Origin of the sequence: Vibrio hannami (assembly GCF_029589055.1) — a bacterium.
Classification (GTDB): domain Bacteria; phylum Pseudomonadota; class Gammaproteobacteria; order Enterobacterales; family Vibrionaceae; genus Vibrio; species Vibrio hannami.
In genome coordinates this window covers 1492659-1507242 of record NZ_JARQZP010000003.1, presented here as the reverse complement: position 1 = coordinate 1507242, position 14584 = coordinate 1492659, and the positions used below count along the sequence as shown (strand labels likewise).

The window sequence follows — 14584 nt, the reverse complement described above, 5'->3', positions numbered from 1 at the left end:
AATTACTCTTTGAGTAGCTCAATGCAAACCTGATTTCGGCCATTTGCTTTCGCGCGGTATAATGCTTTATCCGCTCGATAGAAGGTACGTTGTGTGTTTTCGCCTTCTTTATGCAGGGTGACACCAATACTCACGGTTAACCCACGCTCGCCCAGAATCTCTTTCCAGCCAAACTGGTAGATACGTTCACGGTATTGTTCTGCGTAGTATTCCGCCCTTTCGATAGTGGCGTTCTCCATGATGACCAGAAACTCTTCGCCACCGAAGCGTACACAAGATGCGCCCTTAAAGCTGAAATGTTCTTTGAGCTCTTTTGATACATTGACGATGGCTTTATCGCCCACCAGGTGGCTAAGCTCATCGTTGATCGATTTAAAGTGGTCGATATCAACAACCAGAAAAGCAAATGGTGTCTCATGAAGCAGCAGGTCTTTGAGTTTAACTTCCAACCAGCGACGGTTGTGCAGTGTGGTAAGGGGATCGGTGAAAACGTCTTTTTGCAGCTTGGCAAACTGATCCTTCTGGCTTTCAGTCGTTTCTTTCAGCTCTTTGTTTTCCTGCTCTGACATAATCAGTTTTAGCTGCAGTTCAAAGCGGGTTAGCCTTCTTAACTGAGAAGAGCCAAGGTCGCTAATAGGGATACTCTTAATGAGATCATTGGTAACACGGTAGCTCTTTTTCTCGAAACTTAACGCTTCTTTGAAGTCACCTCGCTTACCCAGAACATGACTGACAGAGTCATAAAGTTGCTGGAGCAGTACCGGAGAGGAAGATTCTTCGATACGTTTCTTAGTACGATTTAGAACGACTTCAGCATAATCGTTCTTAGCAATCTCGCTCAGGCTTCTTACCATTTCGAGCCGAAGCATATTCGAAAGCCAGGATGCGTTACTTCCATCGATAGAATAGTGCGCTTTCGCCAGTGTTTTCAGAGCGTTGGTGTATTTTTTCTGACGACGGTAAATCTTCGATTGATACAGAATTATTTGCCCTGCCAATACCTTGTCACTGACAAGAATGCTTAACTCTTCACATTCTCTAAGCAGGTTGTTTGCCGCAGAAACACGCCCAAGAGAGATAAGGCATGAAACCATATCCAGTTTATAGCGAAGTCGAAGCGCTCGGCTATCGATAGCATGATCTATACCGTCGATTTTCTGATAATAACGTAGCGCTCGCGCATGATCACCATAGGCATCACAGAGATTACCCATGCCGAGCACTGCAATGGCATAGTCATCGATATGGCTGTATTCCACAGCTAAAGATGACAGATCGACAAACTCTTTTAGTGCTTCAGCATAAGCGCCACTTTCTATCAGCCTCATACTCAGGCTGTTTTTGATGGTAATTATCTCGTCAACTTCATCTGGTAATGTAAGCAGGTTAAGGGCACTTCTAAGCTCATCAATACTCTCTTTGTGCTGATGGAGCTGAGTTCGATATTCCGCACTAATCAGGTAACAGAATGCTTTTTCTGTTTGTGACGATGCAATATGTTGTCTTATATGATCCCAGAAAACGATGGCCTCTTCACCACTGACTGAAGAGGGATCAAGACCTGCTTCTGAAACCTTGTTAAGTAGTCTATCCATCTTCTTTGTCCGTCAGTCTGTTTTCCTGGTCTTCTAGCTGATCAAGCGTGAACGGGAAGGAGAGAATATCGTGTAGAGATATTTTCGGAAGATCTCCAACGAGGCCACGGCGCTGCCAGGGGTAATCAGCGATCATGCGTTGCAAATAAACATGAACGGCTTCTGCTTTGTCTCCCTTTTCGGCAATAAGCAGACCGATACGATTTTCGCTAATGCGTGATAAGAGGTCGTTCCGGTTGCAGATACATTGAGTCAGCTCCATGCATACTTCAAGGAACGCAGAGTTTTCATGGCTAATAAGCAATACCGCGTGTGTTGCTGCTTTTAACTCACTTTTGAACAGAACAAGCTGTTCCCACCAGTAGGTTTCGGATACAAGGTTAGAGTAACCTCGTTCGCCATGATTGAACTCTACATGCCTGCGTATTCGGTTAATCAGCTTTCTTGCTCGTTGATCAAGTTGACGCTTAGAGCTTCTGGCTTTGTCCATGCCAAGTTTTGATGTCTGTTCTTTCATCATTTGCATGGAGTGCTTGCGGTATTTCCTGAATGCAATCAGAGCTCGTTCGTAATCGTGTTGCCTCTCTGCGACAATCGATTGTTGAAAACAGATCTGAGACAGAAGCTCACCATGGTCGAAGTTATTCGCAGATTCTTCTGCACTGGTTAAGAACTCGGTGGCACTATCGAAGTTCTGCTTGATCATTTCCAGGCGGGCTTTACTGATGAAAGTATGAGTTTTCATCCAAAGCAGATCATGTTTGATTGCTATTTCATAAGCCTTGGTTGTTGCTATCTCGGCATCTTTGATACGTTCCAGGCCCAGTAGCGCCAGGCCTCTGAAGTCCCATATTTCTGCGCGCCAGGATGGGTCTGGATGGTGCTTCAGAACTTCTTCTGCTTCATCAAGCACAGAAAGCATTTCGGTATAGTCGTTAAGGTGGTAATGATCCTGCGCCAGCAAAATTCTGGCTTTACCTTCCAGCCAGTCCACTCTGGCATTGTTGGCAACCTGAACGGCTAATTCATGGGTAGACAGTGCAAGTTTGTGTTCTTCGGTGATGCGCCAGACATTTCCTAAACCAATTAAGCACTCTATTTCTATTTCGGTCTCTCCGACCAGAGCCGCCTGTTCAAGAGCATTGATCCAGAATTGTTGAGCCGAGTAATACTTTGCTTGTCCCCAAAAATTCAGGGCGTGAATATGAAGAATCTCAGGAAGGTAAAGATCGGTATCAAGCCGGTTAAGTCGATTCAGAGCTTCTTTGATGTGCTTGCTGCCGGAGGCGTAGTCCATCAATTTCCAACAGCATTTGGAAATGATGATACATGCCTGAATCCCGCCTTCCGGGAAAAGCACCTGATCGGAACGCAGTAAACACTGGGAAGCCAGATTCAGCACAGCTTCCGGTTCTGATTCTATCCTGTCGTTGAGCTGATCCAGCTCATTTGCAAGTTGAACGTGGGCTTTATCCAAGGCTAAGTCCATGAGATTTGATAAATTACAACTTATTCATTATATGGCTAGTTAAGCTTAGCGCACTAATTATAATTGTTTTAATCGCATGTTGAGTCGAAAAATCCGTTTGCGCTCACATCTGGAACACCATTTGACCCATGAATATTAGGAAAGAAGTTGTTTTAATGTCATCGGCTTTTCTGTTAAACCAAGGCGTTGAGCTGGTGTTAGCTGCTCTTTGTCCTGATAACAGAGGTTGTGCCAGGCGCGGAAAATGTCGAGCATAGGTAAAATTCCGCCCGGGCGAAGCTTTCTTCTCGGTTCGTTTATAAAGCTATCGAAAAGAAGCTGAAAACGATCCTGATAGAACTTGGTATGTTGAACCGTTGCTTTTTCCAGCCACTGCTTCGGTTCTGTGTTTTCTCCTGCGAGGTAACAAATACCTTTAGAGCCGCCAGATTGTTTTGAGATAGCCCAGCGATCTCGCCACCACCCCATATGAACGATATCTACTTTCCCAGCCTGTATTTCGTTGTCCCAGCCTCCATCTTCTTCCACGTACATCAGGTCGACAGTCTGATCTTTAATTTTTGGCAAGAAGACGGTTAATGCTGCAGAACGAAGTACAGGATCCTGTGGCATATAGATGGAAACTTGTTTTCCTTCTCTGCACATATCAAGCAGGTGCATGTAATGGGCGTAAGAGGTGTATGGGGCGCGAATAACCGCTCCCTTCGACGGATAATTAAATTGTGTCATATTACCCATAGGGTCTTCGACATTACCACGAGCCAGAATGATTTGATATTTCTGGTCAATACGCTCTCGGAGATCAATTGACTGCATCGTCATAGAAAGATTTGTTTCCGCTAGGTATCGACGGGAAACGAATCTGGCTGGCGTTTCATAAGGATTGTGATCAACCGTTCCAACAGGCTCTTCGTCCGCAGAGTAATTAATGTGCTGAGACAGAATGTAACCGGACTCTGCTTCGCCTGTTGCAAACCACAACACGCCATTATCACTATGTGGCTGCAGTGGCATAAAGCTAGATGCAAAGTGATAATGTTCTTCGTGGGTTACCCACCTCGCATCATACATCGCAAGTTTACGACGGCATCTGCTGGCAATATGGTCAACATGGTCGTAGAAGGTCTTCGGGTTGATTTCCAGCTTACGGCAAATCTCCCTTACCGAGTATCCGGTAAAAAGAAGCGCAAGCAGGTTTTCCTGAAACTGTATTTTCTGGTTTGCACCGGACCATTTATCAACAAAAGTCGACTGACACTTTTTACAACGGTAACGTTGGCGGTCACCACTATATCCAAAGGCATGATAAAGGTTTTTATGAGTATGTACGGAAAGGCTGAAGTTTTCGCACTCTTGATTTCGGCATGCAGGAAGACCGTCGCTATGGACGTGCCTTAGCCTTTGAAGTTCGTTTAAAACTTCTTGATTATTGAGTAAAGGGGGAAAGCACCACACTCACGACAAACCATCGTTGGACGCTTCGGGTTTACGTGCTGCAAAACATACCGTTCTGCATCACTCAATCCAAAGTTGTCACACGCCAATGTTTTACAAAAGTTGAGTTGTAAACCGTCAGCGTCCCTCGGAAGTTTGCCAATTGACACGATCGCCCCCTGGGAAGATTGCGTGCTGCCAGCTCATGCTGGCAGCACTTAAATTATAAGTTAATTGCTGTTTCCAGAGAGACTTTCATCATGTCGTTGAAAGACTTCTGGCGATCTTCAGAGCTTAGTTTCTCACCACGGATGATGTGGTCAGATACAGTTAGAATAGTCAGTGCTTTTGCACCAAGGTCGGCGGCAACACCGTAGATACCTGCTGCTTCCATGTCGACACCAAGGATGCCCAGCTTCTCCATTTTTTCGAAGATGTCTGCTTCAGGAGTGTAGAACAGATCCGCAGAGAAAACGTTACCCACTTTTACAGGTACTTCTTGAATGCGCGCTTGTTTCACCGCTTCTTCCAGCAGACCGAAGTCAGCGATAGCAGCAAAGTCATGGTTGTTAAAGCGAATGCGGTTTACTTTTGAGTCAGTAGATGCACCCATACCGATAACAACATCCATCAGGTTTACATCGTCACGCACAGCGCCACAGCTACCAACACGAATGACATTTTTAACGCCGTACTCAGCAATCAGTTCATGAACATAGATACAGCAAGAAGGGATACCCATGCCGTGACCCATTACGGATACTTTTTTACCTTTATAAGTACCAGTGAAGCCGAACATATTACGAACGTCACATACCTGCTTTACATCTTCCAGAAAGTTATCAGCGATGTATTTTGCGCGTAGTGGATCGCCTGGCATCAGAACAGTTTCTGCAAAATCACCAGGTTGTGCGTTGATATGAGGGGTTGCCATTGCGGTTTCTCCAGTCTTAGATAAAGCTAATTGATAATTTTAAAGGAACAGATAACTAATTATGTTGAAATTTGCTCTTCTTTGTTGAGGTAATAATAGCCGTGTATTTGCTAGCTCTATGAGAGTTTCATCACAATTTGATGCTAGATTACTCACTGATTAATTCTTGATAACCAATTTTGTTTAAACGGAGAAAGCAATCGATTTGCTTGTTGTATTGATCATTGGTGCCTTTATTTCTGCATAAATGTATACAAAAAAATATTTTGTATAGGTTTAATTCAGATGCTATATTTTTTGTACAAGCATTAGTTTTGTATAAGAATGAGGATTCCAGTAATGAAAGATCAAATTAAGATTGGTATCAGTGCATGTGTACTTGGTCAAAAGGTTCGATTTGATTCTGGACATAAAGAGAGTCGCTTTGTTACTCAGGAATTGGCGGATTATTTCTCCTTTGTTCCTGTTTGCCCTGAGGTTGGTATCGGACTACCTGTACCAAGGCCAACCATTCGTTTGATATCTGATGATGAGCGAGTTGCACTGGTAGAAACCAAAGACACATCAAAAGACTACACATCAGATATGATTAGCTATTCTAAGGACAAAGTTGCTCAGTTAAACAATGAGCAACTTTGCGGGTACATTGTCTGTGCTAAGTCTCCTACCTGTGGTATGGAAAGAGTGAAAATTTATAAGAAAAATCGTGCTGACAAAAATGGCGTTGGCCTGTTTACTCGTGAACTGATGAACAAGATGCCCTGGCTGCCTGTTGAAGAGGATGGCAGGCTGAATGACCCTTATCTGAAAGAGAACTTTGTTACGCGAATTTACTGCCTTAATGATTTCTATCAGTCGGTAGGAGAAGAGCCAACAGCAGGGAAGATAATCGCATTTCATTCCAGATATAAACTTACATTGATGGCACATCACCCTCAGTCTTATAAGACCCTTGGTCAACTAGTCGCTAACGTAAGTAAGTATTCACTTGAAGAGTTTTATCAACAATATCGTTTAGGGTTGATGGAGGCGATGAGGCATCGTGCAAGTCGAAAAAATAACACCAATGTCTTGATGCATATTCAAGGGTATTTTAAGAAAAAGATCTCTAAGGAAGAGAGGCAAGAACTGGCAACCATTATTCAGGATTATCGTAAAGGTGTGCTCCCTATCCTTGCTCCAATTACCCTTATTAAGCATTATTTGAATCGTTATCCTAATAACTATCTGGGACAACAAAACTACCTGGAACCTTACCCACAGGATTTACGATTGCGTTATGCCTTGTAGAAGGATCAGAGAACGATAAATGAAGTTATATGCAATAAGAGAAGTATCTGAAATCACCGGAATTAAACCGGTGACATTGCGTGCCTGGCAACGCAGATATGGCTTGATTCAGCCGGAAAGAACGGAGTCAGGTCACCGCCTGTATACCGAGGCAAACATTGAAAAAATAAAGTTGATTCAGAGTTGGTTGGTGAAAGGGGTTTCTATCGGCAAGATAAAAGGCCTTATCGATAGCGATACCGACATCAACGACGAGTCCGATGTTGAGATGTTATCTGAGGTAGATGGGTTAATGTCTGCGCTGGCAACATTGAACAAAAGTAAAGCGGAAAGCCTGATCACTATGGTGATGAAGGAGTACCCTTTGGACATAGTTAAGGCTCAGTTTTTCTATCCGGTATTAGAAAGGATAGAACGCGTAAAAGCTTCTCAGCGCTCGCTGCAAAAAGCACTTTTGCAGTCTCTGATGATAAGTAAAGCGACCAGCATTATTGAGGCAGAAAATCGTGCATTTAAGAAAGGCAAAGCCTTAATGGTTAACCTTGATAATGTGGGGAGTTTACCTGCATGGTTCTCTGCCCTGGAACTGAGTGATAACGGTTACAATATTACCTTTTTAGATGGTGTTGATGAGCTTTCCGGTTTGGCTGAGATAGTGAACAAGTCAAAACTTGATTTGGTTTATATCTACTCAAATAGAGGGCTGCCTGCAAAGCTAGCCGAAGGAGTCAGGTTATTGGAAGAGCAGCTTACGGTCGAGCTTCAAGTGTCTGAATTGATCCAAAAGATGCGGTTTGCGTAAGGAAGGTATATGCAACTGGTCTGGTTACGCAGGGATCTACGGGTAATTGATAACACAGCCCTGATCAATGCTATTAATATGCATGATTCGGTTGCCGTTATTTTTGTCGCGACACCAGACCAGTGGCGCAAGCACAAGCAATCGCCCATCCAGTCTGATCTTATCTTTCGCCGACTCGCTGAACTGAAGAAATCCCTAGATGATCTGAATATTCCTCTTTTATACAGTGAGCAGAATTCTTACCGTGATTCCGTCAAACGGGTTGTTCGTCTTGCATCAAGCTATACAACCGAATCTGTAGCCATACATATCAATCGTGAGTACGAACTTAACGAGAAGCGACGTGATGAACTTCTGTCAGAAATGGCGCAGTCGAAAGGGATTGAAGTTAAGCGCTATGATGACAGGTGCTTTCTACCTCCTGGTTCGGTCTTAAATGGTAAACAAGAAATGTTTAAGGTGTTTACGCCGTTTAAGAAAAAATGGATGGAGATTTATTCTAGAACCCCTTTTTATGTCCAAAGGCCAGTAATGGTTGGTGATTCTGTAAAACTAGACAGTAAGGCGATCAGCTCTCAGGTAGATGAAATTGTTGAGTTTGATGAATCGGTGAACTTTTCCTATCCGAGAAAACAGAGTGTTGACTACCCGGTCTCGGATGATGCCATTTCTGCGAGATTGCAACAATTTTGTACTTATAAGCTAAGTGATTATCACCAGAATAGGGATTTTCCAGCGCTGGCAGCAACTAGTGTTGTGTCACCTTATCTCGCTATCGGTGCACTATCTGTAAGGCAGTGCATGGCTGCAATATCCGGACTGTCTGGAAGCCGGACTCAGGGTGAAACTCGCTGGTTGGATGAATTGATATGGCGTGAGTTTTATATCCACTTGAGTGATAGTTTTTCAGCACTGAGTAAGGGAGAACCATTCCATTCATGGGGAAAGCGAGTTCAGTGGCAAAGTAATCCCGTCTACTTTGAAGCATGGTGCAGTGGGCAAACAGGTTACCCTATCGTTGATGCGGCGATGAGACAGCTCAGCAGGACAGGCTGGATGCACAATCGATTGAGAATGATTGTCGCCAGTTTCCTGACCAAAGATATGCTGGTGGATTGGCGGTTGGGTGAAGACTACTTTATGTCACACCTGATAGATGGAGATTACGCATCCAACAATGGGGGTTGGCAGTGGTGCGCATCCACCGGGTGTGACGGGCAACCTTATTTTCGGATCTTCAATCCGATAACACAGAGCGAAAAATTTGATGCTCAAGGAGAATTCATTCGCCAATGGGTGCCTGAGTTAGCCAATGTTCCTGACAAGTATATTCACAAGCCCTGGCAATGGATTAGTTTTGACTCACTCAATTATCCTGCGCCGATAGTTGATCATAAGGTACAAAGAGAGATAGCCTTAAGCCTATATAAAGCTGCAAAGGAACCATTTTGATGAATTTATGCCGCATCATCGCGCTTACTTCACTGTTATTTAGCTCGATTTCGTTAGCTGCTAGCTATCCGCTACCTATGGATGGCAGTCATATGGTTGGTAGACTTCAGAATCATGTGGTCTCAAAGGGTGAGACCCTGGCTGAAATTGCCAGAAGTTACGATGTTGGCTTCTTGTCTCTGATGGCGGCAAATAAAGGAGTGGATCCATTTCTTCCTGATGACGGAACCATTCTTACCATTCCTTCGCAGTTCATTCTTCCAACGGAAGACAGAGAAGGCATCGTCATTAACCTGGCTGAACTTCGGCTTTATTATTTTGATAAGAATGAACCTGTCGTGCATATATTTCCCGTCGGCATCGGACGTATCGGGCGAGATACTCCAGTGATGACAACGTATGTTAACGAGAAAATAGAACATCCGACCTGGACGCCAACCCAGAATATCCGCAACGAATATCTTCAAAAGGGTATCGAGTTGCCTAGGGTAGTACCTGCTGGACCAGAAAATCCTCTGGGAGAGTATGCGATGAGGCTGGCTCATGGTGTTGGTGAGTATTTAATTCACGGAACCAATAAGGATTTTGGCATTGGGCTTAGGGTCAGTTCTGGTTGTATACGTATGGAGCCAGAGGATATCGAGTGGCTTTTTCAGCATGCAAAAAGAGGCGAGAAGGTTAGGGTGGTCAATAACCCAATTAAGATAGCTCTTGAACCTGACAGAACGGTATTTATTGAGGTTCATGAACCACTAACAGACAGCGAAGGTAATAAAGAAGTTTTACAAGCACCACAAGAGCTAGAGTGGTGGATGAGCGAATTTGGCCACCCGATGACAAAAGCCAGAGCAGCAATATTAGTCCAGAGCGGTGTGCCTACTGAGATAGCAAGTCCTGCTTTATAAACCCAGGAAACAAAATAAGCCTTCGGATGAAGGCTTATTTAATCTGTATGAACAGCAATGATTACTTAGTATAAGACTGAGCAATATTGTCGATACGTTCGTTTGCACGGTCAGCTTCAGCTTGAGCTGCCATCGCCGCTTCTTTAGCTTGCTCAGCTGCCATAGCTGCATCTTTGTTTGCTTTTAGTGCATCTACTTCTTTGCTTAGTTCTTCAACTTGTGCACTAAGCGCGCTGATTTGACTTGTTGTTTCTTCTGGAGTTGAGCTACAACCCGCTAATAGTGCAACTGAACTTAGGCCCAAAGTAAGCATTAACTTTTTGTTCATATGAACTCCTTGTTTTAATAACCAGTAACGTCTGGCAACACCACTACTACCTGTATACTCATGGGATTTTAAGGTGATACTTTAAGAACAACACCTTAAGGTCACTTCAGCACATGTGCTAGTGTAGCGCGAAAATCATTAAAGATCAGTTATATCAATAATTGATAACAAAAAAAGTCCCGTTTATTCAAACTTGGGACTTTTGTCTTAAAGTTTTGTATCAATGTTCTCAGAACTAGCTGGAAGCTGTTGCGTCTATCTTAAATTGTCCTTTTGTTCTATTGGCATAAGCAACCAGAGATAACATGACAGGTACTTCTACCAACACACCTACCACTGTTGCCAGAGCTGCGCCCGAGTGAATACCGAATAGGCTTATAGCAACCGCGACCGCAAGTTCGAAGAAGTTAGATGCACCAATCATTGCACCCGGAGCAGCAACGCTGTGTGGCTGTCCCCACTTTTTCATCCAAACATACGCAACAGCGAAAATCAGATAAGTCTGGATAAGTAGCGGTACCGCGATTAAAACGATATCCGATGGATTAGCAACGATCGTTTCTGCCTGGAAACCAAACAGCAGAATGACAGTACCGACCAGACCTATAATAGAGAGTGGCTTCATTTTCGCAGCCAGAGAGTCAATTTTGTTCTGGCTCTTAATCGTATGGCGTGTTACTGCACCTGCGACAAGTGGAATGACAACAAATAATGAAACTGATAGCAGCAGCGTATCCCAAGGTACAGTGATATTGGTTACACCGAGTAGAAACGCAGCGATCGGAGCGAATGCAACTACCATGATTAAGTCGTTAATTGCTACCTGAACCACTGTGTAGTTTGCATCACCTTTGGTTAGCTGGCTCCATACAAATACCATTGCTGTATATGGCGCAACACCCAATAGAATCATACCGGCGATATATTGTTCGCCCATTTCTGGCGAGATCCATGCACCGAAGATGTGGCGCATAAACAGCATCGCGAGGAGTGCCATAGTGAAAGGTTTTATCAGCCAGTTAATCACAATAGTGATCACCAAACCTTTCGGGCGCTTGTGAATTTGGCTGACTGACGCGAAATCAACCTGAAGCATCATCGGATAGATCATCAGCCAGATAAGTACAGCAATAACCATATTTATCTGTGCATATTGAAGATCACCCAGAAAAGTAAATAGCCCCGGGAATGCTAGTCCTCCGGCAATACCAATCGCCATGCCTAGGCCCACCCAGATACTTAAAAAACGTTCGAATATACCCATTTTGTTACCTTAGATTTTTATTATCTTGATTTATTATTTATTGACACACCTGGCCCTGAACATCACAAGACTCATCATCCTGATTGACGCAGCACTCTTCTGTTAAGTAATCGATCAATGAATTCATCTTAGGAATGTTGGCTCTGTAGCGTTGAAAGCGGCCTTCCTGCTCAACAGAAACTAAGTTCGCATGGAGTAATGCTTTTAGGTGAAAGGACACAGAGTTTGGCGCTATGTCTAACTCTCTTGCCAGTTCACCAGCCACTTTGCCCGATTGACCTTCTTTGATCAGACTTCTCCAGATATCCAAACGGACACCAGAGGATAAACAGTCGAAAATTTGTGTTGCGTTATCACGATTCACAATGAGCCTCATTTGTTATTAGTTCAATATTTCAAGAATTATTGAAATGTTGTGGTCGATTATATTCCTAAAAGCGAATATAGCAATAGGCGGGTTAAAAATTGTTCTATTATTTTTTATGTGATCTATATCTATCCGATAGTGTTCAGGTTAAAATACCGCGCTATTTTTTCCCCGATATATACGAATAATTCCTGGAGAGTCCATTGCAATTTAAAGATTTAGGCCTTGATAACCGCTTACTAAAAAACCTTAGTCACTATGATTTTAAGCAGGCAACTGATATCCAGCAACAGGCAATTCCTGTTGCAATGGCGGGGAAAGATCTGCTGGCTTCATCGAAGACGGGTTCTGGTAAGACGCTAGCCTTTGTTCTGCCTATGTTGCATAAGGCGCTAAAAACCAAATCATTTTCAGCGCGTGACCCTCGCGGAATTATTCTTGCGCCGACTCGTGAGTTAGCAAAACAGGTATATGGTGAGCTTAGAACCATGCTTGGTGGCTTGTCTTACACAGCGACGTTGATCCTGGGTGGTGAGAACTTCAATGATCAGGTTAAAGCCCTTCGTCGTTACCCTAAGTTTATTGTTGCTACTCCGGGACGCCTGGCTGACCATCTAGAGCATCGTTCTCTGTTTTTGGACGGCGTAGAAACACTGATTCTTGATGAAGCAGACCGAATGCTGGATCTTGGCTTCGCGCCCGAACTACGTCGTATTTCAAATGCAGCGAAACACAGACGTCGTCAGACTCTGATGTTTTCTGCAACGCTGGATCACGCTGAAGTTAATGACATTGCATCAGAAATGCTGGATGCGCCTAAGCGTATTTCCATCGGCGTTTCCAACGAAGAACACAAAGATATCACTCAGTCTTTTTACCTGTGTGACCATTTGGATCACAAAGAAGCTATCCTGAACCGAATCATTAGCGAAGCCGAGTATCGCCAAATCATTATCTTTACGGCGACTCGAGTCGACACTGAAAGGTTGACGAAAGAGCTAAACGAGAAGAAGCTTAAGGCGGTTGCACTAAGCGGTAACCTAAACCAGACTCAACGTAATACCATTATGAGTCAGTTCGAGCGCGCTGTATTTAAGATTCTGGTAACTACGGATGTTGCCTCTCGCGGTCTGGATATCGCGAACGTTACCCACGTTATTAACTTCGATATGCCAAAGCATACAGAAGAATACGTTCACCGTGTGGGCCGTACGGGGCGTGCTGGCAATAAAGGTACCGCGATTTCTCTAGTCGGCCCTAAAGACTGGGATAGCTTTAAGCGCGTTGAAAACTTCTTGCAACAATCGATAGAGTTCTCGGTTCTTGATGGACTGAAGGGTAAGTTCAAAGGTCTGAAACCGAAAAATCCGGGATTCAAGAAGGGCAAACCAGATTCAAAACGTCGCCAGTCCAACGTTAAGCGTACGCCTAAGAAGCCGGTTAAACGTGACAAGGGTTTCTACCAGAATGTCGCTGTGGGTGATTCAGTGTTTATCCCTAAGAAAAAGAAGCCTGCAAAGCCTGAGTCTGATAGCGAGTAATTGTAATTTGTTGTCTCTCTTCTCTATTTTGTGAGAAGAGAGACCAGCTCATTTCGACTCTGCCCCTCTCTTCACAGAAAATTAACCAAATAAAGTCCAAACTTTCACCTACTTATATCGTACAGTAGGAGATCTCATATGTATCGTCAGCTAACCGAAGAGAAGCGTTTGCAGATCTGGGCGATGCGTAAAGAAGGAAAAAACCAGTCTGAGATAGCCCGCCTGCTCGATATTCATCGTTCCACCATTAGTCGAGAACTAAATCGAAATTCCGGCCCTTATGGCTATGAGCCGCTTCTCGCTCAACAAATGGCCTCCTACAGAAAAAAATTCCATCAGCAAATTGTCGAAAAGCAATATGAAGAACTCGTTGGCGAGTTAGTCCATATGGGGCTTAGCCGAGAGCAGTGTATGGAATTTGTTTTACACCATCATCCTGAACTGACTATTGAGCACCTAAACGAATTACTCGACTCTTTTTCCGTTAAATGACGCTAATCCACCCAATATTGTCTATAAAGTTACGGAAATGTGGTGCAAGTCACGTGTTGCACTTGCCCTCTCAGAGTTGTTTTCCTCGAAAAATGCATTTGTTGCACTTGCTGTTAGAAAACATGAAAAGCATAGGAAAAATGCCCCTTAGTGTGTTGCACTTGCTCTATTTTGGGTTTTATTAAGTTTTGTTGCACTTGCCTATTGGATTGGAATGGTGTGGTTGTAACTTGCTGATATATAAGGTTATTACCCTAATCTTTCAATGTGACACGTGTCACAAAAAAGTTTACTAAAGCTCTTTATATTTAATTCACCACTTAGACAGAGGTAAACAAGCAAGGAGCATCAAATGAAAAAATTTAACCATGTCGGCATTCCTACTACCGCTGAACATGATGGTGAAGTGTATTCGGAGGATATGAAACTCTACCTGACAGACTTTACTGAAAATGAAAATCGCATCGAATGGCTGCGTTTCGCAGAAGATAGCCCTATGCCTGAAGAGTTGAAGAAAACCGCTCACATCGCTTATGAAGTTGATGACTTGGAAGAAGCGATAAAAGGCAAAACGGTTTTGATGGAACCTTTCAATGCTAACGAAAACTTGAAGATTGCTTTCGTTATGGATGATGAAGCACCCATAGAGTTGATGCAGTTCGTATAAAAACAGAGAAAGAAGAACAACTAA

Annotated in this window: 13 protein-coding genes and 1 pseudogene; 7 read left to right on the top strand and 7 right to left on the bottom strand. The window is 43.6% G+C overall.

Annotated elements, in window-relative coordinates; genetic code table 11:
- Positions 1-2 precede the first annotated feature (2 nt).
- The 4 genes and pseudogenes from P7F88_RS08510 to deoD form a co-directional block, all read right to left on the bottom strand.
- Positions 3-1595, bottom strand: coding sequence for a diguanylate cyclase (locus tag P7F88_RS08510; protein WP_277823690.1), 1593 nt, complete (start codon positions 1593-1595; stop codon positions 3-5).
- Entirely contained in the window at positions 1588-3072 is a 1485-nt protein-coding gene (locus P7F88_RS08505) for a tetratricopeptide repeat protein (protein WP_277823688.1), read from the bottom strand. The genes P7F88_RS08510 and P7F88_RS08505 overlap by 8 nt, the downstream gene beginning before the upstream one ends.
- Positions 3073-3219: 147 nt before the next feature.
- A pseudogene (locus P7F88_RS08500) lies at positions 3220-4688 on the bottom strand (transposase).
- 53 nt (positions 4689-4741) lie between these two features.
- Positions 4742-5452 carry a purine-nucleoside phosphorylase gene (gene deoD / locus P7F88_RS08495; RefSeq protein ID WP_277823686.1) on the bottom strand — a complete coding sequence of 237 codons (711 nt, stop codon included), beginning with the start codon at positions 5450-5452 and terminating at the stop codon, positions 4742-4744.
- A gap of 339 nt (positions 5453-5791) precedes the next feature.
- On the opposite strand from deoD, the gene P7F88_RS08490 reads away from it, so the two are divergent.
- From P7F88_RS08490 to P7F88_RS08475, 4 genes are read left to right on the top strand one after another with little or no spacing between them, the layout of a single operon-like run.
- Positions 5792-6742 carry a YbgA family protein gene (locus tag P7F88_RS08490; protein WP_277823684.1) on the top strand — a complete coding sequence of 317 codons (951 nt, stop codon included), beginning with the start codon at positions 5792-5794 and terminating at the stop codon, positions 6740-6742.
- A gap of 19 nt (positions 6743-6761) precedes the next feature.
- Positions 6762-7544 (top strand): MerR family transcriptional regulator, encoded by a 783-nt coding sequence (locus P7F88_RS08485; RefSeq protein ID WP_277823682.1) that lies wholly within the window; start codon positions 6762-6764, stop codon positions 7542-7544.
- Positions 7545-7553: 9 nt separating this feature from the next.
- Positions 7554-8996 (top strand): deoxyribodipyrimidine photo-lyase, encoded by a 1443-nt coding sequence (phrB, locus tag P7F88_RS08480; RefSeq protein WP_277823680.1) that lies wholly within the window; start codon positions 7554-7556, stop codon positions 8994-8996.
- Positions 8996-9901 carry a L,D-transpeptidase family protein gene (locus P7F88_RS08475; protein ID WP_277823678.1) on the top strand — a complete coding sequence of 302 codons (906 nt, stop codon included), beginning with the start codon at positions 8996-8998 and terminating at the stop codon, positions 9899-9901. Before phrB ends, P7F88_RS08475 begins: the two co-directional genes overlap by 1 nt.
- A 61-nt stretch (positions 9902-9962) precedes the next feature.
- Here P7F88_RS08475 and P7F88_RS08470 read toward each other — a convergent pair whose 3' ends face one another.
- The 3 genes from P7F88_RS08470 to P7F88_RS08460 all read right to left on the bottom strand — a co-directional run bounded on the left by P7F88_RS08470 (position 9963) and on the right by P7F88_RS08460 (position 11857).
- Positions 9963-10229, bottom strand: coding sequence for an Lpp/OprI family alanine-zipper lipoprotein (locus P7F88_RS08470; protein ID WP_277823676.1), 267 nt, complete (start codon positions 10227-10229; stop codon positions 9963-9965).
- Positions 10230-10464: 235 nt separating this feature from the next.
- Positions 10465-11493 carry an ACR3 family arsenite efflux transporter gene (gene arsB / locus P7F88_RS08465; protein WP_277823674.1) on the bottom strand — a complete coding sequence of 343 codons (1029 nt, stop codon included), beginning with the start codon at positions 11491-11493 and terminating at the stop codon, positions 10465-10467.
- A 37-nt stretch (positions 11494-11530) separates the two neighbouring features.
- On the bottom strand, positions 11531-11857 hold the full coding sequence (locus tag P7F88_RS08460) for an ArsR/SmtB family transcription factor (protein WP_277823672.1): 327 nt from the start codon (positions 11855-11857) through the stop codon (positions 11531-11533).
- A 206-nt stretch (positions 11858-12063) separates the two neighbouring features.
- Between P7F88_RS08460 and P7F88_RS08455 the strand changes: the two genes are divergently transcribed.
- The 3 genes from P7F88_RS08455 to P7F88_RS08445 all read left to right on the top strand — a co-directional run bounded on the left by P7F88_RS08455 (position 12064) and on the right by P7F88_RS08445 (position 14560).
- A complete protein-coding gene (locus P7F88_RS08455; protein WP_277823670.1) occupies positions 12064-13401 on the top strand; it encodes a DEAD/DEAH box helicase in 1338 nt (445 codons plus the stop codon).
- A 138-nt stretch (positions 13402-13539) separates the two neighbouring features.
- The gene (locus tag P7F88_RS08450) at positions 13540-13893 is read left to right on the top strand and encodes a helix-turn-helix domain-containing protein (protein WP_277823668.1); all 354 of its coding nucleotides are present in this window, start codon (positions 13540-13542) and stop codon (positions 13891-13893) included.
- A 352-nt stretch (positions 13894-14245) separates the two neighbouring features.
- The gene (locus P7F88_RS08445) at positions 14246-14560 is read left to right on the top strand and encodes a VOC family protein (protein ID WP_277823666.1); all 315 of its coding nucleotides are present in this window, start codon (positions 14246-14248) and stop codon (positions 14558-14560) included.
- Positions 14561-14584 lie beyond the last annotated feature (24 nt).